The organism is Lactiplantibacillus sp. YT640 (genome assembly GCF_049745435.1).
In the GTDB taxonomy this organism is placed as follows: Bacteria; Bacillota; Bacilli; order Lactobacillales; family Lactobacillaceae; genus Lactiplantibacillus; species Lactiplantibacillus plantarum.
Genome location: NZ_JBMNVY010000006.1, coordinates 43,174 through 65,635 on the forward strand (window position 1 = coordinate 43,174; position 22,462 = coordinate 65,635).

Below are 22,462 nucleotides of genomic sequence, written 5' to 3' on the forward strand. Positions count from 1 at the left end.
TTCAGGGAGGTATTTTTATGGCACTGGGACCAGGATTTCGCCAGCAACAGCGGCAATCACAGAAGTTAGCGATGACCCAGCGACTACAACAATCCATTCAGATGTTGCAGTTTAATGTGGAAGAACTAAGAGATTTTCTAACGCAAAAAGCATTAGAAAACCCATTGATCGATGTGGATACAAATTGGAATAATAATCACGCCAGTTTGAACGCAGCCAAAAATGTAACCACTAAGGCGGATTTCATTGAGCGTGTGTCGACCTCTAATCAGCATTCGTTATTTGAATACTTGTTGGATCAGATTCACCTAACGATGCGTGATACCCATTTGCGTCAGATTGTCCTTTATTTAATTGAGTACGTTGACGTGAATGGTTATTTGCGGATTGATGAGAGGCAGGTTCGGCAAGAAACTAAGGCAACGCCAATTGAGTTGTTGGATGCAATTACCTTATTACAACAACTTGATCCGCCGGGTGTTGGGGCCCGGAGCTTGCAAGAAGCGCTGATGTTGCAGACAGAAAATGATGACCATGCACCGAACTTAGCCTATATTGTCTTAGAAGAAAGTTTTGACGAGCTGGTTAATCGACAATGGGACTTGTTGGCTAAGAAGTATCAGGTGACGCTTGCGGACATTTCAAGTATTTATGATTATGTGCGAACACTAACACCCGTACCCGGTGCGGCAATCGGGCAGGAGACGACCGGGTACATCTTTCCCGATTTAGTGGTGACGAATCAGGGAGGCCAGCTGGCATTGCGAACCGCATCCATGGCTCAACCGGTGGTTAAATTCCGCAGTCGGTATTATCAGCAGATGGGGCAGCATGATGATCAGGAAGTTACGGAATATTTGAAAGAAAAGAAAAGTGAGTATGACTGGATTGCTAACAGTTTGCAGCAACGCGAGGCAACCATTTTTCGAGTGGGAACGGCCATTATCGAGCGTCAAGCAGACTTCTTCTTGGAAAAAACGACGGATTTACGGCCACTATTGTTACGAGATGTTGCCCAACAGTTAAAAGTGCATGAATCAACAATCAGTCGAAGTATTAATGGAAAGTACATTCAAACGGACTTCGGTATGTTTGAACTTAAACGTTTCTTTACCAAAGCGGTCAGTAAACGTCCCACTGGTGGCAAAATCGTTTCGGCCGACAGTGTTCAACACCGAATTGTGACCTTGATCGAACAGGAAAATAAAGAAAAACCGCTTTCAGACCAAAAAATTGTTCAGATTCTTAATGCGGAAAATGTCGAACTTTCTCGGCGGACAGTGGCGAAATATCGTGAAAATCTTAACATTCCGTCGTCATCAAGGCGAAAACAACACTTGAGAACCGAACGATAATTTGACGCGCCATTTGGACCAGTCGGTTATAAGTTTAATTGGGGTTTCATTTGCAACCACCTTATGAACCTGTTATAATTCATGGTGTGGTAAGAGAGGTATGCAACATTGATTTCTTAGTGAATTTGCGTTGTGTGCTTTGTTTTTTGAAGTCTTTGGGTCGCTTTTCGACATAGCTGGACCAGACCCGTCCCACTAGAGAGCAGGTTGGATGCCATGCATTCAGATATTCAATGGATTGAGGCAATTGCCCCAGATATGGTTGACATGCTGAGTCGTCGTTACTTAGTATTAAGAACCATTAATTGGATGGCCCCAGTTGGACGTCGGCTATTAGCTCAGACGTTAGGTGTTAGCGAACGGACGTTACGGACCGAAACGGATACATTACGGAAGCTAGATTTGATTATGACAAACAAATCGGGCATGCAAGTTACCCAGCAAGGTCAGGACGTGTTAGTAGGCCTAAGTCATTTTATGGATGAGCTAATGGGCATTCGCCAGAAAGAACGACAGTTGGCGCAATACTTTAATATTAAGCGTTGCATCATCGTTTCTGGTGATTCCGATCGACAGTTGAAAGTTATTGGGACCATGGGCGAAGAAGTGAACCAGCTATTACAGCAATTATTGCCGGAAGGGCGTAATATTATTGCTGTTATGGGTGGGCATACCATGGAACATGTGGCAAGTCGCTTAACTAATAAATTAGGTGATAAACGTGATTTGTTATTTGTTCCGGCGCGTGGTGGTGTTGGTGAATCGGTTGCGATTCAAGCAAATACCATCGCGTCACAAATGGCACAACATACTGGCGGTAAGTTCCGCTCGTTGTTTGTACCAGAACAGGTCAGTGAACGAACGTATGAACCGCTCCTCAAAGAACCAAGTATTCAAGAGGTGCTGGCGATTATCGGGCAAGCTAACGTGGTCGTGCATAGTATCGGTGAAGCCATTTCAATGGCCCATCGCCGGAATATGTCTGAGGATCAGATCAAGGTGTTACGCAGTCGTGAAGCGATTGGTGAAGCCTTTGGTTACTTCTTTGATAAGAAGGGTAACGTGGTCTACCGGATTCCACGGATTGGATTGCAAATCGGAGAACTGGCCCATCGGGAGATTATACTCGCCATTGCGGGTGGGACTTCAAAAGCCACCGCAATTGCCGCGTATATGAAGAACATTGCACCTAAACAGACGTGTTTGATCACGGATGAGGGTGCGGCTAACTTGATTTTAAAAAAGTAATCTTCTATAGTGAAGTTGCTTTTTAAAATAAAACTATTTTTATTTCCACAAGGAGGAAATTCTAGTATGTCTGTAAAAATTGGTATTAATGGTTTCGGACGTATCGGTCGTTTAGCATTCCGTCGTATCTTAGAACTTGGTGAAAAGTCAAGTGATATCGAAGTTGTTGCTATTAACGATTTAACTTCACCTGCATTGTTGGCTCATCTTTTGAAGTATGACTCAACTCATGGTACTTTGAACGCTGACGTTTCAGCAACCGACGATTCAATCGTTGTTAACGGTAAGAACTACCGTGTTTATGCTGAACCACAAGCACAAAATATTCCTTGGGTTAAGAACGACGGTGTTGACTTCGTTCTCGAATGTACTGGTTTCTACACTTCAAAGGCTAAGTCACAAGCTCACTTGGACGCTGGTGCAAAGCGTGTCTTGATTTCTGCTCCTGCTGGCTCAGACTTGAAGACCATCGTTTACAACGTTAACGATGACATCTTGACTGCAGATGACCGTATCGTTTCTGCTGGTTCATGTACTACTAACTGCCTTGCACCATTAGCATTCTTTGAAAACAAAGAATTCGGTATCAAGGTTGGTACTATGACTACTATCCATGCTTACACTTCAACTCAAATGTTACTTGACGGCCCTGTACGTGGTGGTAACTTCCGTGCTGCCCGTGCTGCCGGTGTAAACACTATTCCTCATTCAACTGGTGCTGCTAAGGCTCTTGGCTTAGTTATCCCAGAATTGAACGGTAAATTACAAGGCCATGCACAACGTGTTGGTGTTGTTGATGGTTCATTAACTGAATTAGTTGCTATCTTAGACAAGAAAGTTACTGCTGACGAAGTTAACGCCGCAATCAAGAAGCATACTGAAGGTAACGAATCATTTGGTTACAACGATGACGAAATCGTTTCATCTGATGTTATCGGTACTACTTTCGGTTCAATCTTCGATCCTACTCAAACAGAAGTTACTTCTGATGGTGACAACCAATTAGTTAAGACTGTTGCTTGGTACGATAACGAATACGGCTTCACTTGCCAAATGGTACGTACTTTATTGAAGTTCGCCACTCTCTAATATTTGATTAGATAGTTAAGAACTTTAAAACCGCATATGGTTTTGACGGCGGGGGGAGGCAAAACTCCTCTTGCCGTTTTTTTAATTTCAGCAGTCACGAATTCTAGGAGGATTTTAACATTGGCTAAATTAATCGTTTCAGATTTAGATGTTAAAGATAAAAAAGTTTTAATTCGTGTCGACTTTAATGTTCCAATTAAAGACGGCAAAATTGGTGACGACAACCGGATCGTCGCTGCCTTACCAACGATCAAATACGTGATTGAACATGATGGCAAAGCCATCTTATTCTCACATTTAGGTCGGATTAAGAGCGAAGACGACAAGAAAGGCTTAAGCTTACGTCCTGTTGCAGAACGTCTTTCAAACTTATTAAACAAGCCTGTTACCTTCGTACCTGTTACTGAAGGCGAACAACTGGAAACTGCCATCAACAACATGAACGACGGTGACGTCTTAGTTGTTGAAAACACTCGTTTTGAAGACGTTGTTAACGGCGAACAAGTTAAGCGCGAATCTGGTAACGATCCTGAATTAGGCAAGTACTGGGCTTCACTTGGTGATGTCTACGTCAACGATGCTTTCGGGACTGCTCACCGGAGCCATGCTTCTAACGTTGGGATTGCTTCAAACATGGATCAAGTTGCCGCTGGTTTCTTAATGGAAAAGGAAATCAAGTTCTTAGGTGACGCGGTTGACAATCCTAAGCACCCATTCGTTGCTATCTTAGGTGGTGCCAAGGTTTCTGATAAGATCGGTGTTATCGATCACTTAATCAGCAAAGCTGACAAGATCATCATCGGTGGTGGGATGACTTATACGTTCTATGCTGCTAAAGGCATGGGCATTGGTAACTCACTTGTTGAAAAAGACAAGATTGAATTGGCTAAGTCAATCATCGAAAAAGCTGGCGACAAGTTAGTCTTACCTAGCGACTCAATCGTTGCTGAAAAGTTTGATAACGATGTTCCTAGCAAGGTTGTTGAAGGTTCAATTCCTGATGGCTACATGGCCTTAGATATTGGTCCTAAGTCAATCGAAGAATTCGAAGATGTTTTACGCGACGCTAAGACCGTTGTTTGGAACGGACCAATGGGTGTCTTCGAAATGAGCAACTACGCCAAAGGTACGCTTGAAATTGGTAAGTTCTTAGGAACCTTATCAGACGCAACGACCATCGTTGGTGGTGGGGACTCAACTGCCGCTGTTAAGCAACTTGGCGTTGGCGACAAGTTAACCCACATTTCTACTGGTGGCGGTGCTTCACTTGAATACCTTGAAGGTAAGGAATTACCTGGTATTGCTGCTATTTCTGAAAAATAATCTGTTCTCCGAAAGGAAGGTTTATCGTGCGTACACCTATTATTGCCGGTAACTGGAAAATGAACAAAACAGCTAGCGAAGCTTTAGCTTTCGTTAATGCTGTTAAGGATCAATTACCAGATCCATCAAAAGTTGAATCAGTCGTTGCTGCCCCAGCCCTTTTCTTACAGGAAATGGTTGAAGCTGCCAAGGGTTCTGATTTAAAGATTGCTGCTGAAAATGCTTATTTTGAAGATGCTGGGGCATTTACTGGTGAAACTTCACCAGCTGCCTTAGCTGACTTAGGCGTTGATTACGTTGTTATTGGTCATTCAGAACGTCGCGGTTATTTCCACGAAACTGACGAAGACATTAACAAAAAGGCACACGCTATCTTCAAGAACGGCATGAAGCCAATCATTTGCTGTGGCGAATCATTAGAACAACGTGAAGCCGGCGAAGCAGAATCATGGGTTTCAGGCCAAATCAAGGCTGCTTTGAAAGACTTATCAGCTGACCAAGTAAGTTCATTGGTTATTGCCTACGAACCAATCTGGGCCATCGGTACTGGTAAGACTGCTACGAGTGACCAAGCTGAAGAAATTTGTGCGGTTGTTCGTAAGACTGTTGCTGACCTTTACTCACAAGAAGTTGCTGATAAAGTTCGGATTCAATACGGTGGTAGTGTTAAACCAGCCAACGTTAACGAATTAATGGGCAAAGATGATATCGACGGTGGTTTAGTCGGTGGTGCTTCATTACAACCTGATTCATTCTTGGAACTTGTTAATTATCAAAATAACTAATAATAGTTATTGCAAGTTGATTGACAAACTTCTACAATAAGTGTGAAACAAATAACAAGCCAATTTTAAGGAGAGAAATTAATGTCTATTATTACAGATATTTATGCTCGCGAAGTCTTAGACTCACGTGGTAACCCAACTGTTGAAGTTGAACTTTATACTGAAAGTGGCGCATTTGGCCGCGGTATCGTTCCTTCAGGTGCCTCAACTGGTGAACATGAAGCCGTTGAATTACGTGACGGTGACAAGAGCCGTTTCATGGGCAAGGGTGTTACTAAAGCCGTTGACAATGTTAACAAGTTAATTGCTAAGGAAATTGTTGGTTACGATGTAACTGACCAACGTGCCATTGACCAAGCTATGATCAAGTTAGATGGTACTCCTAACAAAGCTAAGTTAGGCGCTAACGCTATCTTAGGTGTTTCCATTGCCGCTGCACGTGCTGCTGCTGACGAACTTGAAATGCCTTTATACAACTACCTTGGCGGATTCAACGCTCACGTTTTACCAACACCAATGATGAACGTTATCAATGGTGGGGCCCACGCCAACAACGACGTTGACTTCCAAGAATTCATGATCATGCCTGTTGGCGCTTCTTCAGTTAAAGAAGCTATCCGGATGGGTTCAGAAACTTTCCACAACTTGAAAGCGATCTTGAACGAACGCGGTTACTCAACTGCCGTTGGTGACGAAGGTGGTTTTGCGCCTGACTTGAAGAACAACGAAGAACCATTCGAAATCTTAGTTGAAGCTATCGAACGTGCCGGTTACAAGCCTGGTAAGGATATTGCCATTGCCTTTGACTGTGCCGCTTCAGAATTCTACAACGAAGAAACTGGCAAGTACGACTTAAAGGGTGAAGGCGAAAATGGTCAATCATTTACTGCCGAAGAATTCGTTGACTTACTTGACAGCATTGTTGACAAGTACCCAATCGTTTCTATCGAAGATCCTTTGGATGAAAACAACTGGGAAGACTGGCAAATGGCAACTGCCAAGCTTGGTAAGAAAGTTCAAATCGTTGGTGACGACTTATTCGTTACGAACACGGACTACCTTGCAAAGGGTATCAAGATGGGCGTTGCTAACTCAATCTTAATCAAGGTTAACCAAATTGGTACTTTAACTGAAACTGTTGAAGCTATCGAAATGGCTAAAGAAGCTGGCTACACTGCCATCGTTTCTCACCGTTCTGGTGAAACTGAAGACACGACCATTGCTGACTTAGTTGTCGCAATGAACGCTGGCCAAATCAAGACTGGTTCAATGAGCCGTACTGAACGGATTGCTAAATACAATCAATTAATGCGGATCGAAGACCAACTTGAAAGCACTTCAGAATACAAAGGTATCCACGGTTTCTACAACTTAGACGAAGCTGCACGGAACACCATTACTAGCAAGTAATTTGAAGTTCTAATGAAAACGTCGTTCCGATGGGACGGCGTTTTTATTATACATAATTTAAGGAACATCTGTTTGAGTTTAGGGTCTAGGGACGGACGAGTCGTGGTAGAATAGAAACATGCGTATTTTGAGTAAGGAGCGAGCAGAATGGATGACTTTCAGCAACAAATTAATGAGTGGTCTGATTGGCAAGGACTGCAACTGAATGCGGGTGCTTTTGAACCGGTGATTCAAAAAATTTATGCCAGTGAAAATGAGCCTTATAAAACGCCAGAACCCGTTGCGGATAAGTTGGCCGCCCGCTTTACGGTCGGACCCACCCAAATCGCGATTTTTCCACCCAGTGAGGTTATCCCCCAAACTCGGGCCTATTATCAGGCGGAACGTTTTGGACTGACCCGGATGGCTCGATTGAGCTTGGGTGCTCCGCGTCTATTGCATGCGGGCTTCATTTTTGATAAGTACCAGTTCTACTACGTGATTTATCAGCCACTACAAGGTCTGACGCTAACTGAATTTTGCGCAACGGCTAAGCCCCTTGCTAAGTCAACACTGGGGCGCCAGATTGGGACGATGTTGACGCGACTTAATGCTGAAGTTCCTGCATTTGGGCCAACCGCTGCCCAATCAACCGAGTGGGATACACTGGGCCCCGACTTTGTTGCCGAGCGTACGGCCTGGCTACAAGTACACACCGTAACGCCTAATCAATTTGTTCATGGCAATCTAGTGGGCGAGAATTTAATTGTGACTAGTGGTGAATTAGGTTTACAGCGATTCAGTGCCGCCCATCAAGCTGCAAAACAAACGGAATTAGTCCCGCTAATTTTGCAAGCATTTAATGATGATACTGACTTATTGGCTGGATTTAAGGAAACTTATCAAACTGACGACTTAGAAAAGGATCTGTTATTAGGTTTGTTATTACGCGTAGATGGACCACAGCAGATTCAGGCATTACATCCTGGAGCGCCCGTGACGTTAGCGGCCGTCCAGCAAGTGATTGCACAACGATTATCATGATTAAGAGGGGGAACTCATGGTGGCACAGCGGCCGCACATTGCAAAACAACATTTTGACTTTACACGGTTCAGCTCGATTGGCCGGGCATTAATTGTCGGTGTGATTGCTGGGATCGTGGTTAGTATTTTTCGTTTCAGCATCGAGCAGGGACTGAGGTTCGTTCAATGGGTGTACGCACAAATTCATACAAATTGGCTACTGCTCTTTCCATGGATAGGCTTGTCTGTGGCTGTGGCGTTCTTTGTGGGTTGGTTAGTTAAGAATGAACCGAATATTAAAGGGTCTGGCATTCCACAAGTTGAGGGTCAATTAGCTGGCGAGCTTGATTATAGTTGGTGGTCAGTGCTCTGGCGCAAGTTTGTCGGTGGTATTCTGGGCATTGGTTCTGGACTGTTTCTCGGCCGCGAAGGCCCCTCGATTCAATTGGGAGCTACGATTGGTCAGGGTGTCGCGTCGAAACTCAAACAGACGGGATCAGATCGACGCTCCTTGATTGCCGGTGGTGCAGCAGCTGGCCTTTCAGCGGCCTTCAACGCACCGATTGCCAGTACGTTATTTGTTCTGGAAGAGGTTTATCATAATTTTTCACCAATCATTTGGACCACCGCATTAGTTAGTGCGATGGCCAGTAATTTTATTTCGCTCAATTTTTTTGGCCTTGTACCAGTATTACACATTCCGTACGGCCATAACCTTCCGTTGAGTCAATATGGCAATCTGATTGGGCTCGGGATTTTTCTCGGTATTTTCGGTTATCTATATCAAAACGTGACGCTGACGATGCCAAATTGGTATGCCAAGTTGCGGTTGCCCAGTTGGTTGGATGGCTTGGTGCCATTTTTACTGGTGATTCCGATTGGATTAATTTGGCCGCGGTAACGCCAGCGTTACTCGCCTTGTTAGGGATTTTCGTGTTACGATTTACCTTTTCTACCATTTCATATGGTTCTGGTTTGCCGGGGGGCATCTTCTTGCCAATCTTGTCACTGGGCGCCATCTTAGGTGCAATCTATGCCCAGTTCATGGTTGCCGTTGGTTGGATGCCGACGAACTTGATTCCGAACTTTATTATTTTTGCAATGGCTGGATACTTTGCCGGCATTGGTAAAGCACCGTTTACCGCAATTTTATTGATTACTGAAATGGTCGGGACACTACATCACTTGATGCCATTAGCAGTCGTTTCGATGACGGCCTACTTAGTCGTGGATCTCTTAGGCGGCGCTCCGATTTATGAGGCTTTGCTAGAGAAGTTAATTCAGCCGCGGTTACCGGAACATAGCGGTATCCAGGATCGGTTAGAATTGCCGATCTTTGAAGGCTCTAAGTTAGAGGGCCATCAAGTTCGTGATTTTAAATGGCCAGCAGAGTCATTATTGATCGCTATTCGCCGTGGGGAGCGTCAAGTGATCCCGCATGGCGACACCTTGATGCGGGCTGGTGATACCTTAATTATCTTGACTGACCGTGATAATCGTGCGTGGGTGCGTCATCAAATCGCACATTTAACGGTCGCGACGCCCTGAGCACTAAACAAAGCAACGAATTGTTCAGGATACTGGAAAAATAAGGCAAAATATGTTAAATTGTTATAGACATAGCGGAGGCTTTAGGAGGCACATTTCTTGTATAATTTATTGTTAACGTTAATACTGGTTGTTTCCGTTTTGATTATCATTGCGGTGATGATGCAACCATCCAAAACTAATGATGCCATGTCTTCATTAACCGGTGGTGCTGATGACTTGTTTGCCAAGCAGAAGCCCCGCGGTTTTGAAGCGTTCATGCAGAAGGTAACCGTGGTATTAGGAATCGCATTCTTTATCCTGGCGTTAGCTCTAGCATGGTACTCATCGAAGTAATTGACCGTCCTCCTGTGATTTCAGGAGGCTTTTTTTTAAGGTGGTGTAATGATGCTGAAACAACCGGAACCGTTTTTCTTTGAACATGGCCAACATGCCGTCATTTTATTGCACGCCTATGCGGGAAGTGCCAATGATGTGCGGATGTTAGCACGAGCATTAGAACGGGAAGATTATACAGTTTATGGCCCCCAATTCAGTGGACACGCGACTGATGATCCACGAGATATTCTCGCACAGGCGCCGGCGCAATGGTGGCAAGATACGCAACAAGCAATATCATTTATGCGGCAAAAAGGCTATACTAAAATTAGTATCTTTGGCTTATCATTAGGTGGTATTTTTGCGACGGCGGCCTTGGAACGTGATCCTCAGTTGCTAGGTGGTGGCACGTTTAGTTCACCACTATTTGCTGGTAATCGTAGTGACGTTGCTGAAATGTTTATCACGCTGAGTCACCATCAACTGGCGCACAGTCAATTCTCAATTACCGAGCGTGAACAGATCTTAATGACGTTGCCGGAACTGGTTCAGCGGCAATTGCAGGCAGTCAATACCTTTACTACGACAGAGGTTACGAGTCACCTCAGCGCTGTGACCCAACCTTTCTTCATTGGTCAGGGTGGGCAAGATGAATTAATTGATGCGACGGTAGCGCGACGATTACGTGATCAATTACCACAAGTACCAGTTGATTTTCATTGGTATGCTGATGCTGGACACGTGATTACCGTCAACAGTGCGCATCACCAATTGGAACAAGATGTTTTAACATATTTAAAAACTATTTATAAATGAGGTAAATAATGTCAGAAGCAAACTTACAAGAACAAATCCTGACTTTTTTGCAAGCTCATCCCGATCGCACGTATAGTGTTGAACAACTAACGGATGAATTGCATTTTACAGGCGCAACGGCGTTTACTTTTCTAGTAAAGGAACTTGCGAATATGGAACGTAAAAAATTAGTTAGTACCGATGATCATGATCATTTCAAGCTGGTCCAGGAAACGAAGACTGTTGAAGGTTCATTTCATGGTAATGACAAGGGCTTTGGTTTCGTTCGTTACGATCCCGATTTGCCTGATATTTACATTAATCCGGACAACACGCAGTTTGCCATTACCGGTGACGATGTTGCGGTTGAAATCATTCGACCAGCCCGTCCCGGTTCCGACCGCGGCCCTGAAGGTAAAATTGTCAGCATCGTTAAACGGAACTATACCCAGATTGTCGGTGCGTATACACCAAGTACGGATGAAGACGGGATTATTGGTTCTGTGGAAATTAAGGATAAGAAATTATCCAAATATCAGTTATTAATCACTGATCAGGGCTTACACCCCACTGAGGGGGAAGTCATCATTGCTGAAGTGGCTGCTTATCCTGACGCTCAGCATCCAACGCGGATGATTGGGATTGCCAAGCAGGTCATTGGGAGTGTTGATGATCCTGGGATGGACGTCTTACAAGTGGTCTACCAACACGACGTCCCATCAGTGTTTCCAGAAGAAGTGACGGATGAAGCCAACCGGATTCCGGATTACGTGACTGATGAAGAAAAAGTTGGTCGGGTCGACATTACGGACCAGCCATTAGTAACGATTGATGGCGCCGAATCTAAAGACTTGGATGACGCGGTTGTTGCTTGGCGCTTGCCAAATGGGAACTTCCATCTAGGCGTTCACATTGCGGATGTTAGCCATTATGTCACCGAGAACTCTGAGTTAGACCGGGAAGCATTCAAACGTGGGACGTCAGTTTACTTAACTGACCGTGTGATTCCAATGTTGCCACGGCGGCTATCAAACGGGATTTGTTCCTTAAATCCTGATGTTGAACGATTAGCCATGAGTTGTGAGATGGAGATTGATCAAACGGGGGAAATCGTTAACCATAAGATTTTCCAAAGTGTGATTCGGTCACACGCCCGGATGACTTATGACGCTGTTAATCAGATTCTCGAAGCCCATGACCCCAAGACGCGTGAAAAGTACGCGGACTTGGTCGACATGTTTGATACGATGGGCGACTTACACCGTATCTTGTACAAGCATCGGCGGCATCGTGGTGCGATCGATTTTGATGATAACGAAGCTAAAATTATCGTTGACGAAGCCGGTCATCCAATTGACATTCAATTACGGGTACGTGGCTTAGCTGAACGAATGATCGAAAGTTTCATGTTGGCAGCCAACGAAACGGTTGCAAAAAACTATAGTCAACTTAAGGTACCGTTTATCTACCGGGTACATGAAACGCCTGATAGTGACCGGATGCTTAGTTTCTTTGAATTCGTCACTAACTTTGGTGTCAGTGTCAAGGGGAGTTCTAAGGATGTTAAGCCGAAGATGCTTCAAGACGTTTTGAAGAAGGTTGCTGGTAAGCCCGAAGAAGCCATGGTCTCAGTCATGATGCTGCGGAGCATGAAGCAGGCCCGATACGCTGACCAGTCGCTTGGTCACTTTGGGTTGGCGGCACCGTATTATACTCACTTTACGTCACCAATTCGGCGGTATCCAGATATGATGGTTCATCGTTTGATTCGCCATTATGCTGAAAACGGCACTGGTGAAGAAGCCCGGGCACGTTATCGGGATAACCTACCAAATATTGCGGAAACGACTTCTGATCATGAACGGCGGGGGATTGATACTGAACGCGACGTTGATTCGATGAAGAAGGCTGAATATATGGCTGATCACGTTGGTGAGACGTTTGAAGCCGTTGTTGATTCCGTTATGAAATTCGGTCTGTTTGTTGAACTAGAAAATACCGTTGAAGGCTTAGTTCATATCAGTACGATGGACGACGACTACTACGAATACGTTGAAAAACAATTAGCGTTGGTTGGTCGTAAGACGAAACGGACATTTAGAATCGGCCAGCCCGTCAAAGTTCAACTAATGCGGGTCGATAAGGATCAACGAGAAGTCGACTTTAAGTTATTGAATCCTGAAGAAGCGCCAAAGACTGATTTATTGCCAAAGCGGGAACATCATGATAACTATCGTGGTAATAATCGGCGTGGTGGCAATAACGGTAACTACCGGCGAAATGGGAACAATAATAACCGGAATAACGACCATCGTGGTGGCAACAACAATAACCATCGTAATGGCAATAGCAATGGTCGCCGGAACAATAATAATCATAATAGCAACAATAATAATCATAGTACTAACAACAATCGGCGGTCATCAACCGATCGTCGGCGTTAATTTTTAAGTAAGGGGATGTGCGGCAATGGCCAAACAACACGGTAAGCACCCAGATACCGCCCTCGCTCAAAATCGGAAAGCACGCCATGACTACGCTGTTGAGGAAACCTATGAAGCTGGCATTGCGCTGACGGGGACGGAGATCAAATCAGTTCGCGATCGGCGGGTCAACTTAAAGGATGGTTTCGTTCAAGTTCGCAACGGTGAAGCCTGGATGCAAAACGTTCACATTAGTCCGTTTAAAGAGGGTAACCGTTATAACGTTGACCCGTTGCGGTCCCGGAAACTTTTGTTGCACAAGAAAGAAATCATTAAGTTAGGTGCAGCAACAATGACTAAGGGTGTGACGATTATTCCACTTAAGATGTATCTCAAGCATGGATTTGCGAAAGTCTTAATTGGAGTCGCTCACGGGAAACGGGAATACGATAAACGGCAAGATATCAAGAAACGCGAACAACAGCGTCAAATCGACCGGGTTATGAAACATTACTAGGCATCGATTACGTTAGCGTTGCATCGCTGCACCATACAACGAGTATGGCAGCGTCATAAAAAGGTCTTCCAAGAATTAATTCGATTCTTGGAAGACCTTTTTTAGTATGTGTTGTTGGTGGTTCTGTGCCGTGGACGGACGACGGCAAGCATATATTTTATATGTACTGATGTAGTGCTCACTGTTATAAATGTTCTAGATACTAGCAAAATGGTTATCAGGCTATAAATATTTTGCGAAAGGTCGGGTACAAGCACTTGCGACTTAGCTGGTAATTATGTTAGCATATAATTGTATTGATAGTTAAACGCGTTATTTATTAATTGATTCAATAAATATAATTGATACTAAACTTTGGAGAATGTTATTATTCTGATATTAATCAGATTTAGTATAACTCAAATTGATAATAAGTTAATTTTGATATGATTTATTGCATGGATTCTTGGGGGGACATGTATGAATAGATTTATAACGAGCAAGCAGCATTATAAAATGTATAAAAAGGGACGTTTCTGGGTATTTGCTGGTATTACCGTGGCTACCTTTACTCTGAATCCACTGATAAGTCGGGCAGATACGGAAACGACGACCGCAGCCACCGCAGCTACGACCACTGCTGGGGCATCCTCATCATCCAACTCACAGGTTTTAAGGACTACTACGACTAGTACAACAGGGGCAACGACTCAGTCTAGTGCGACGGCGATTAATGCGGCAACAACAAATACTAGTGCTCAAAAAAAACAGGCGGTTAGTGGCACCACTACTGACTCAAAGGCTGAACAATCGGTTACGGCAGTAGGAGAAAATGAAAACGCAACCAGTAATCTCAGTACCTCTGATTCGGCATCAGCAAGCAGTCAGGCTAAAACTGGTTCTGGCGACAGTTTGGACCAAACGTCAAACAGCTCAGTAAGTGTCGCATCGAGTTCACAGAAAGTCACAACACAAAATTCTGATTATCAAAATGATCAAGGAACGGGCTCTGAGAGTGGCATTCAATCTAATGTGACGGACACGGTGGTGGCTGATGAATCACTACAAACTAATCGTTCAAGTGTCGCATCGCCAAGTACTAGCACAATGGCCAGTATTGGTGACTCAGACTCGAAAGATTCTAATGAAACTGAAAAAGTTGTGGATTCAGAAACTAGTCCGATAGCTGTAACTGCCACAACTAATACAATTACGACGACTAACGATAAAGTCCAGTTAAATCGGGCACTATTAGCGCGAGCCGCCACACCCGCAATTGTTGTCTCAACTGGGACTCTGGGAACAAGTGCCTGGCAGTACACAGATGATGGTGTGTTGACGATTCATGCTGGTGATTGGACCGGAGTGGGTGATGTCAGCGACGTACCGGGGGATTTTGGCAGTGAGTTAACGAAAGTAGTGATTGATGGTCCAATTAATGCGGGGACTGATACTAGTTATATGTTCTGGTATAATCCAAATTTGGCCAGTATTGATGGCCTTGAAAATCTGGATACTTCGAAAGTCACTGACTTTTCAATGATGTTTATGGGAACTAAGATTGCTGACTTCTCAGGATTAGCGCATTGGAATGTCAGTTCTGGTACGTCCTTTGACTCTATGTTCGCCAGTGACTCGCGAGTTCAATCTTATGATTTAAGTCAGTGGCAGTTGAATACGGTTCAACCAGTGAGCTTAAAAAGAATGTTTTCATTTAACACGGCCTTGACCAGTATTGATCTAAGTACTTGGAATGTGCGGATGGTCACGGATATAGATGGGTTATTCAATGGAGATAAGAGTTTAACAACGGCGGATTTACATGGCTGGAACTTGTTGAATGTTACAGCGTTGTCATCGATGTTTTTAAATGATACCAATCTCACTGATCTTGATATAACGGGCTGGCAGACGGGCAGTACGTTAACTAGTACTAAGTTTATGTTTGAGGGAGCCCCTGGATTAAAGGCAATCAACATTGCGAGTTTGGACATGTCTAACTTTGCAGCAGTCACTGAAGCTGATATGAATAAGGAACCTGCAGATCATGATATGTTTTTGAATCAAGATAGTAGCGGGAATCCGTTGCCCATGAACCTAAACGCATTAACGGTTGGGTCAAAAACATATTTAGTCGGTAGTTCATTGCCAGACATTCCAACTGGAACTGGCTATACCGGTAAATGGGTCAATCAAGCTGATGCCACCCAGACGTATACGTCGAGTGAGTTAATGGCTTTGTATAATGGCGTCGATAATCCAGCCGATACAATCACTTGGGTCTGGGAAACTAGCCCATCCTATGCTGATTTCACGTCCAAAAATGTAACCGGATTAATTGCCGGGCCGAAGACGACGTGGCGAGTTACCGATAGTGTTGCAACACTAAAAGATGTGAATGGGACTGATATTTATGCGACCGCTGACACAGTCGTCAAAGTTATTAGCGTGAACGGCGATACTGCTGTAACGACGGTCGACACTCAAACTACCGGTACCTATCAAGTTGACTTGCAGTATACGGATGCGTATGGCAAAGTATGGCAGCAAACTAGTACGGTTGCGGTAGCGGCAAATCAAGGCAAACTAGTTGGTAAACCGTTGACGATCAAAATGGGTGCTAAGCCAACGTATACGATTAATGATTTAATCGACACGGACAACTCCCGCAATGCGGCCGGCGATAAGCTAAGTGCCGACGAACTCGCGACGGCTACGGTTACAGGCTTGGATACGAGTAAAGCTGGCGCACAAACGGTTACGCTGGCGTATACGGATGATGCTACTGGCATGGTCCACACGACAACCACCACGGTGACGATGGTCGCAACTAAGGCCGACTTAACAATGCGTAATAGTACCATCATTAAAGGACCCGAAAACTCAAGTTGGGACTATCGCCAGTATGTCACGAGTGTCACTGATTTTGATGGGAACCCGGTTAGTTTAGACGGACTTAACATTGTGGTTGATCAGCAACCTGATTTAACGCAAATTGGGTCGCAAACTGTCACACTCACGTATACGGATGCGTTGGGCAATGTCATCAGCGTCCCAACTCAAGTAACAGTCGTTGCTTCTCAGGCACAAGTTACAACCAAGGCGCCGTTAACGATTTGGCCCAGTGAGGTTGCTCAATTAAAAGTCGCCGATTTGGTGACAATCACGGCTGCCAACGGGAACCCTGTCGATACTAGCACCGACCTAACAGATGTCACAATGAGTTCAATTGACACGAGCAAGGGTGGCGCGCAGACCGTTACTATTACTTATACGGATGAAGCTGGCAATCTAGTGACAGCTTATGCCAAAGTAACGGTTGACCAATCAGATTTGAAGACCAAGCTAACGAATCCAATTGCGGGGCCTAAAGCTAAATGGGACTATCTAGCTGGTTTGGAATGGGTCAAGGATGCAAATGGAAAGTTGCTTGATAATCTCGCAACCGCTGATATTAAAGTCGTTACTGAACCTGATTTAAGTGTTGCGATGGTCGGCCATGACCAAACGGTGACACTCAGTTATACGGATGAGTTGGGCAAAGAACACTTAGTCACTGCGGTTGTCAACACGGTGGCTTCGAAGGCGAAGATTACGGCTGTCAGCGACCAGATCATCATACCTGATGACACAAAAAAGCTGACGGCAACCGACCTGGTCAGTGAGTTAATTGATGCGGCGGGAAATAAAGCCACGAATTTTGACGATGTGACGATGAGTGGTTTTGATGCTAAAGCTATCGGGCCACAAACTGTGACACTGATGTATACGGATGCGTATGGTAACCAAACGACTGATTCGACGACAGTCACCGTGGATGTCGCCACAATCACTGGTCAAGCGACACACCCAATTGCCGGTCCAACCGCGACTTGGGATTACCGTGACAGCGTCACTCAAGTTATCGATGCCAACGGAAAGATAATTGATGTCGGCGATGCTGACATTACAGCCACGACGCCTGACTTAACTCCGGCAAAGACTGGCAAGCCACAAACGGTTACCTTGACCTATACTGACAGTCTGGGTAAAGTTCACACGACCGACGTGATTGTAACGACGACGCTTTCAAAGGCGAAGATCACGGCTGTTGCTGACCAGATTATCATACCTGATGACGCAAAAAAGCTGACGGCAACTGACCTGGTCAGTGAGTTAATTGATGCGGCAGGAAACAAAGCTACGAATTTTGACGATGTGACAATGAGTGGTTTCGATACTAAAGCTATCGGGCCACAAACCGTGACACTGACGTATTCGGATGCGTATGGTAACCAAACAACTGATTCGACGACTGTAACCGTGGATTTCGCAACGCTAACGCTTCAGAATCACACTCAAGTGGCGGGACCTAAGGCGACTTGGAATTATGCTGATAACATCAAAGCCATCACTGATTCTAAGGGCCAGTCGCTAACATTAAGCGATGCCAAGATTACGGTCGTGCAATGTCCAGATTTAAGTGTGGCTGGAACTTATAAAATTGTACTTGAATATACTGATGATTTAGGGCAAGCGCACACAGAGACTGCCAATGTTGAAGTGACGGCTTCAAAAGCGGCCATTACTGCCGTTTCTAAGCAGGTGATTTTGGCAGAAAAAGCGAACATGGTAACTGCGTCGTCACTAGTGTCAACACTGTACGATGCGGATGGCGTTCAAATTTATAATTCTGATGATGTGACGATGAGTGGCTTTAATGCTAAAGCTATCGGACCACAAACAGTAACGTTAGCGTATACGGACGCGTATGGCAATCAAACGACTGTTTCGACGACTGTAACCGTGGATTTCGCAACGCTAACGCTTCAAAATCACACTCAAGTGGCGGGACCTAAGGCGACTTGGAACTATGCTGATAACATCAAAGCCGTCACTGATTCTAAGGGACAATCGCTAACATTAAGCAATGCTAAGATTACGGTCGTGCAGCGTCCAGATTTAAGTGTGGCTGGTACTTCTCCAATCGTGATCGAATATACTGATGATTTAGGGCAAGTGCACACAGAGACTGCCAATGTCGAAGCCACGGCTTCAAAAGCGTCCATTACTGCCGTTTCCAAGCAAGTAATTTTAGCGGAAAACGCGAACATGGTAACTGCGTCGTCGCTAGTGTCGGCACTGTACGATGTGGATGGCGTTCAAATTCATAATTTTGATGATGTGACGATGAGTGGTTTTGATCCTCAAGCTATCGGGCCACAAACCGTGACGTTAACGTATACAGACGCGTATGGCAATCAGATGACTGATTCGACGACTGTGATCGTGGATTTAGCCACAATCACTGGTCAAGCGACACACCCAATTGCCGGCCCAACGGCGACTTGGGATTACCGGGACAGCGTCATTCAAGTCATCAATGCCAACGGAAAGACAATTGATGTCGATACTGCTGACATTACAGCTACTACGCCTGATTTAACTCCGGCAAAGGCTGGCAAGCCACAGACGGTTACGTTGACCTATACTGACAGTCTGGGTAAAATTCACACGACCGACGTGATTGTAACGACGACGCTTTCAAAGGCGAAGATCACGGCTGTTGCTGACCAGATTATTTGGCCTGATCAAGCTAAACAACTGACGGCAACGGACTTAGTTGATCGTTTATACGATGCTGAAGGTCATCTGATTACAAATCACGACAATGTCAAAATGAGTGTGCTGGATTCCAAGTTAGCGGGGCAGCAACGTTTGACGTTGACTTACACGGATGTTGCGGGTAATCAATCCGTCGCGTATGCCAATGTGACAGTCGACCAGGCAAAGCTAGTGACAAAACCAAGTACGGTAATTGCCGGCCCGACGGCAACGTGGAGTTACGAAGCCGGTATTAGTCAGTTGACGAATGCAGCTGGGCAACTTATTACCGTCCAACCGGGGACAATTAAAGTGTTGAACAGGCCAGATCTGAATGTTGATTCAGTCGGGCAACAACAGCTGATCACACTGATTTATACGGATGAGCTCGGGAAATCCCAGTCGGTCACGGCAATGGTGACAGCTGAGGCCTCACAAGCTATGTTAACGGCCAAGGCGGCAGTTATCGTGCAACCGGATGCCGCGGCGAAGCTAACGGCTAATGACCTTGTAACGAGCTTAACGGACGCCTCTGGACAAGCGGTGACTGATTATCAAATCGTTCGGATGTCTAAGCTAGACGCGACCTGGCCAGGTGTTCAACCCGTCTCATTAACTTATACGGATGCGGCTGGTAACGAAGTAAGTACCGTTGTAAAAGTAACGGTTGATCAGGCCAAGATTGATAGTCAGAACCGGACTCAAATCTGGGGGCCAAGTATGACTTGGGATTATCGGCAACAATTGGCGACTGTTACGGATTCGCAAGGCCACCAGTTTAATCCTGATCAAGCTAAGATTACGGTCATAACCGGCCCGCAACTAACGGCTAAAATGATCGATAAGCCGCAAACGGTTACCTTGATGTACACGGATGATCTACAACAGACACATACTGTGTCAGCTACTTTGACCTTAACGGCATCACAGGCGGCACTCGTGCCACGTCCGGCACAGATTGTATGGGCCAAAGATGCGGGGCTACTGACGCCAGCCAACTTTTTGCAAACGATTACCGGCGCGGATGGCACTCAAGTGTCGTCTTTGACCAATGTCAAGATGAGTGCGGTCGATGCCAGCCAGCCTGGTGCCCAAACGGTGACTCTAACGTATACCGATGATTACGGCAACGAGGTGACAACAACTGCCCAAGTGACGGTTGATCAAGCCGCCTTAACGACCCAAACCGCTCGACCGGTTGCCGGGCCGACTGCCCATTGGGATTATCAGACGAACTTTAAAACCGTGACGAATGCTGCCGGCGAAGTGATTAATGTCGGTGATGCTAATATTAAGGTGTTGACAGGCCCAGATTTGAGCACAGGCATGGTGGGGCGGCCTCAAGTCGTTACGTTCAGTTACACTGATGAATTAGGATTGACCCAAACCACCACGGCGGAGGTCACAACAGTCGCCTCACGGGCGCACATGACGACTAGTGCTGACCAGGTGATTTGGCCTGCAGCTGTCGGAAAATTAACGGTTGTGGATCTAGTCACTGGTTTAACGGACGCCTGGGGCCAGACTAGTCAGAATTATCAAAATGTTACGATGACGACCATCAATGCTCAACAGGCCGGAAAACAACAAGTCACCCTGACATATACTGATGAGGTGGGCAACGTAAAAACTGCGACTACGACGGTGACAGTCGACCAAGCAGCATTAACGACTCAGCCACAAATGGTCATCGCGGGTCCGACTGCCAAGTGGGATTATCATCAGGGTATTGGAACGATTACTGATGGTATGGGCCAGCCGATTGCGGTCAATAATGCCGCTATTACAGTCGTGGCGATGCCAGATTTAACGGTTGCCCATATTGGTCAGCCACAAACTGTGCAACTGGTTTACACGGACTCGCTGGGACAACAACAAACGGCGTTGGTCCAAGTGACAACCGTTGCCACGCAGGCTAAAATCAGTACGCGGCCAGTTACCGTGATTGCCGGCCCTAAGACGACCTGGTCACTGAATGATAGTGTTGACTGGTCAACGAGTTTGGCAGCGGATGGCACGTTGCTGACAGCAGCGCAGCGCCAACGGGTGACTGTAGATGGTACCCTGAACTTACGGCGGGCCGGCAATTACCCACTGACACTAAGTTACATGGACCGTGCGGGTAATCTGATTACTGTCACGACGAGTATCGATATATTGGCTAGTCAGACCCAGTTACAAGTGCGTGATAGTCAGTTGACCGTCGGAAACACTTGGGCTGCTCAGGATAATTTCGAACGTGCAACCGATGCCCAGGGCCAAGCGCTGACATTAGCTGATATCGCGGCCGATGGTACGGTCAACACACAATGCGCTGGCCAGTACACGTTGACTTACCACTATACTGATGTTGCCGGTAATCAGTTAACTAAAACGGCTGTGGTGACCGTCGTCTTACCTGACGATGATCACATTAACACGACCGACCCTGATAACAATGATCATGGTGGAACGACCGTACCTGACAACAATGATCACGGCGAAACATCTAACCCTAACGGCAATGATCATGCAGGTATCGCTGATCCTAGTGAAACACCGAAGCTGAGTGAGCGACCTAACGATTCGGATGGTCATACCGTCGACTGGGGCGTTGATGATCGGATTACGACAAAGCAACAACCGGCCGCGGCTACTCGTGCACAGACTAAGGTCAAGACGACCGCTGTGCCAGCTCTACCGGCCAACAATGAGCATACTAGCGCAGCCAAAGCAGCAGCGACACCTGTGACACGAGTAACTGACACGACTGCTGACACACTGCCACAGACGGGCGAGCGCGACCGCTCAGCACAACAAGGCGCGGTAGTACTCGGATTAACGGGATTATTAGGGTTAATGGGATTAGGACGTCGGCGGCATACGCATGAGGATTAAGCGTACGATTGGCGTGTTAAGTTCATCGATTAGCTAAAATTGATAGCGATTTCTTGCAACGGACCGATTCATTTTGAATTGGTCCGTTTTGTTAACTGCTGCTGTTTGGACTTAACGGCTGGTTGCGCGGGTTGATGAATCTAGTGTCAAGTATTCAGTTAAGTAGTGATTAATGCTTGAACAAAATTTTAAAATGTAAAAAGGGGGTGC

At 45.6% G+C, this 22,462-nt stretch carries 13 protein-coding genes and 1 pseudogene; all 14 read left to right on the forward strand.

Going from position 1 to position 22,462, the window contains the following annotated elements; translation table 11 throughout:
- Window positions 1-17 precede the first annotated feature (17 nt).
- The 14 genes and pseudogenes from rpoN (at window position 18) to ACOV1R_RS06200 (ending at window position 22,252) form a co-directional block, all read left to right on the forward strand.
- Window positions 18-1,355: an RNA polymerase factor sigma-54 gene (rpoN, locus tag ACOV1R_RS06135; RefSeq protein WP_424743528.1), complete on the forward strand. Its 1,338-nt coding sequence runs from the start codon at window positions 18-20 to the stop codon at window positions 1,353-1,355.
- Between the two features lie 216 nt (window positions 1,356-1,571).
- Window positions 1,572-2,603, forward strand: coding sequence for a sugar-binding transcriptional regulator (locus ACOV1R_RS06140; protein ID WP_021357259.1), 1,032 nt, complete (start codon window positions 1,572-1,574; stop codon window positions 2,601-2,603).
- A gap of 66 nt (window positions 2,604-2,669) precedes the next feature.
- Complete coding sequence (gene gap / locus ACOV1R_RS06145) at window positions 2,670-3,692, forward strand: type I glyceraldehyde-3-phosphate dehydrogenase (protein WP_003643974.1); 1,023 nt, start codon at window positions 2,670-2,672, stop codon at window positions 3,690-3,692.
- Between the two features lie 120 nt (window positions 3,693-3,812).
- Complete coding sequence (locus tag ACOV1R_RS06150) at window positions 3,813-5,015, forward strand: phosphoglycerate kinase (RefSeq protein WP_003641045.1); 1,203 nt, start codon at window positions 3,813-3,815, stop codon at window positions 5,013-5,015.
- 26 nt (window positions 5,016-5,041) lie between these two features.
- Window positions 5,042-5,800: a triose-phosphate isomerase gene (tpiA, locus tag ACOV1R_RS06155; protein ID WP_003643975.1), complete on the forward strand. Its 759-nt coding sequence runs from the start codon at window positions 5,042-5,044 to the stop codon at window positions 5,798-5,800.
- An 81-nt stretch (window positions 5,801-5,881) separates the two neighbouring features.
- Window positions 5,882-7,210, forward strand: coding sequence for a phosphopyruvate hydratase (eno, locus tag ACOV1R_RS06160; RefSeq protein ID WP_003643976.1), 1,329 nt, complete (start codon window positions 5,882-5,884; stop codon window positions 7,208-7,210).
- Window positions 7,211-7,357: 147 nt separating this feature from the next.
- Window positions 7,358-8,233: a hypothetical protein gene (locus ACOV1R_RS06165; RefSeq protein ID WP_021357260.1), complete on the forward strand. Its 876-nt coding sequence runs from the start codon at window positions 7,358-7,360 to the stop codon at window positions 8,231-8,233.
- A gap of 16 nt (window positions 8,234-8,249) precedes the next feature.
- A pseudogene (locus ACOV1R_RS06170) lies at window positions 8,250-9,382 on the forward strand (ClC family H(+)/Cl(-) exchange transporter); the annotation flags it as partial.
- A 39-nt stretch (window positions 9,383-9,421) separates the two neighbouring features.
- Window positions 9,422-9,760, forward strand: coding sequence for a TrkA C-terminal domain-containing protein (locus tag ACOV1R_RS06175; RefSeq protein WP_234369363.1), 339 nt, complete (start codon window positions 9,422-9,424; stop codon window positions 9,758-9,760).
- 99 nt (window positions 9,761-9,859) lie between these two features.
- On the forward strand, window positions 9,860-10,096 hold the full coding sequence (gene secG / locus ACOV1R_RS06180) for a preprotein translocase subunit SecG (protein ID WP_003641050.1): 237 nt from the start codon (window positions 9,860-9,862) through the stop codon (window positions 10,094-10,096).
- 48 nt (window positions 10,097-10,144) lie between these two features.
- The gene (locus ACOV1R_RS06185; RefSeq protein ID WP_053267136.1) at window positions 10,145-10,894 is read left to right on the forward strand and encodes an alpha/beta hydrolase; all 750 of its coding nucleotides are present in this window, start codon (window positions 10,145-10,147) and stop codon (window positions 10,892-10,894) included.
- Between the two features lie 8 nt (window positions 10,895-10,902).
- A complete protein-coding gene (rnr, locus tag ACOV1R_RS06190; protein ID WP_003641052.1) occupies window positions 10,903-13,317 on the forward strand; it encodes a ribonuclease R in 2,415 nt (804 codons plus the stop codon).
- A 25-nt stretch (window positions 13,318-13,342) separates the two neighbouring features.
- On the forward strand, window positions 13,343-13,813 hold the full coding sequence (smpB, locus tag ACOV1R_RS06195; RefSeq protein ID WP_053267135.1) for an SsrA-binding protein SmpB: 471 nt from the start codon (window positions 13,343-13,345) through the stop codon (window positions 13,811-13,813).
- A gap of 459 nt (window positions 13,814-14,272) precedes the next feature.
- Entirely contained in the window at window positions 14,273-22,252 is a 7,980-nt protein-coding gene (locus tag ACOV1R_RS06200) for a bacterial Ig-like domain-containing protein (RefSeq protein ID WP_097558036.1), read from the forward strand.
- The last annotated feature ends 210 nt before the right edge of the window (window positions 22,253-22,462 follow it).

Bases quoted from the DNA above. Each gene is read 5' to 3' on its own strand.
- eno (WP_003643976.1), top strand. From the start codon at position 5,882: ATGTCTATTATTACAGATATTTATGCTCGCGAAGTCTTAGACTCACGT.
- smpB (WP_053267135.1), top strand. From the start codon at position 13,343: ATGGCCAAACAACACGGTAAGCACCCAGATACCGCCCTCGCTCAAAAT.
- ACOV1R_RS06140 (WP_021357259.1), top strand. From the start codon at position 1,572: ATGCATTCAGATATTCAATGGATTGAGGCAATTGCCCCAGATATGGTT.
- ACOV1R_RS06165 (WP_021357260.1), top strand. From the start codon at position 7,358: ATGGATGACTTTCAGCAACAAATTAATGAGTGGTCTGATTGGCAAGGA.
- ACOV1R_RS06175 (WP_234369363.1), top strand. From the start codon at position 9,422: ATGACGGCCTACTTAGTCGTGGATCTCTTAGGCGGCGCTCCGATTTAT.
- rnr (WP_003641052.1), top strand. From the start codon at position 10,903: ATGTCAGAAGCAAACTTACAAGAACAAATCCTGACTTTTTTGCAAGCT.
- ACOV1R_RS06200 (WP_097558036.1), top strand. From the start codon at position 14,273: ATGAATAGATTTATAACGAGCAAGCAGCATTATAAAATGTATAAAAAG.
- gap (WP_003643974.1), top strand. From the start codon at position 2,670: ATGTCTGTAAAAATTGGTATTAATGGTTTCGGACGTATCGGTCGTTTA.
- ACOV1R_RS06185 (WP_053267136.1), top strand. From the start codon at position 10,145: ATGATGCTGAAACAACCGGAACCGTTTTTCTTTGAACATGGCCAACAT.
- rpoN (WP_424743528.1), top strand. From the start codon at position 18: ATGGCACTGGGACCAGGATTTCGCCAGCAACAGCGGCAATCACAGAAG.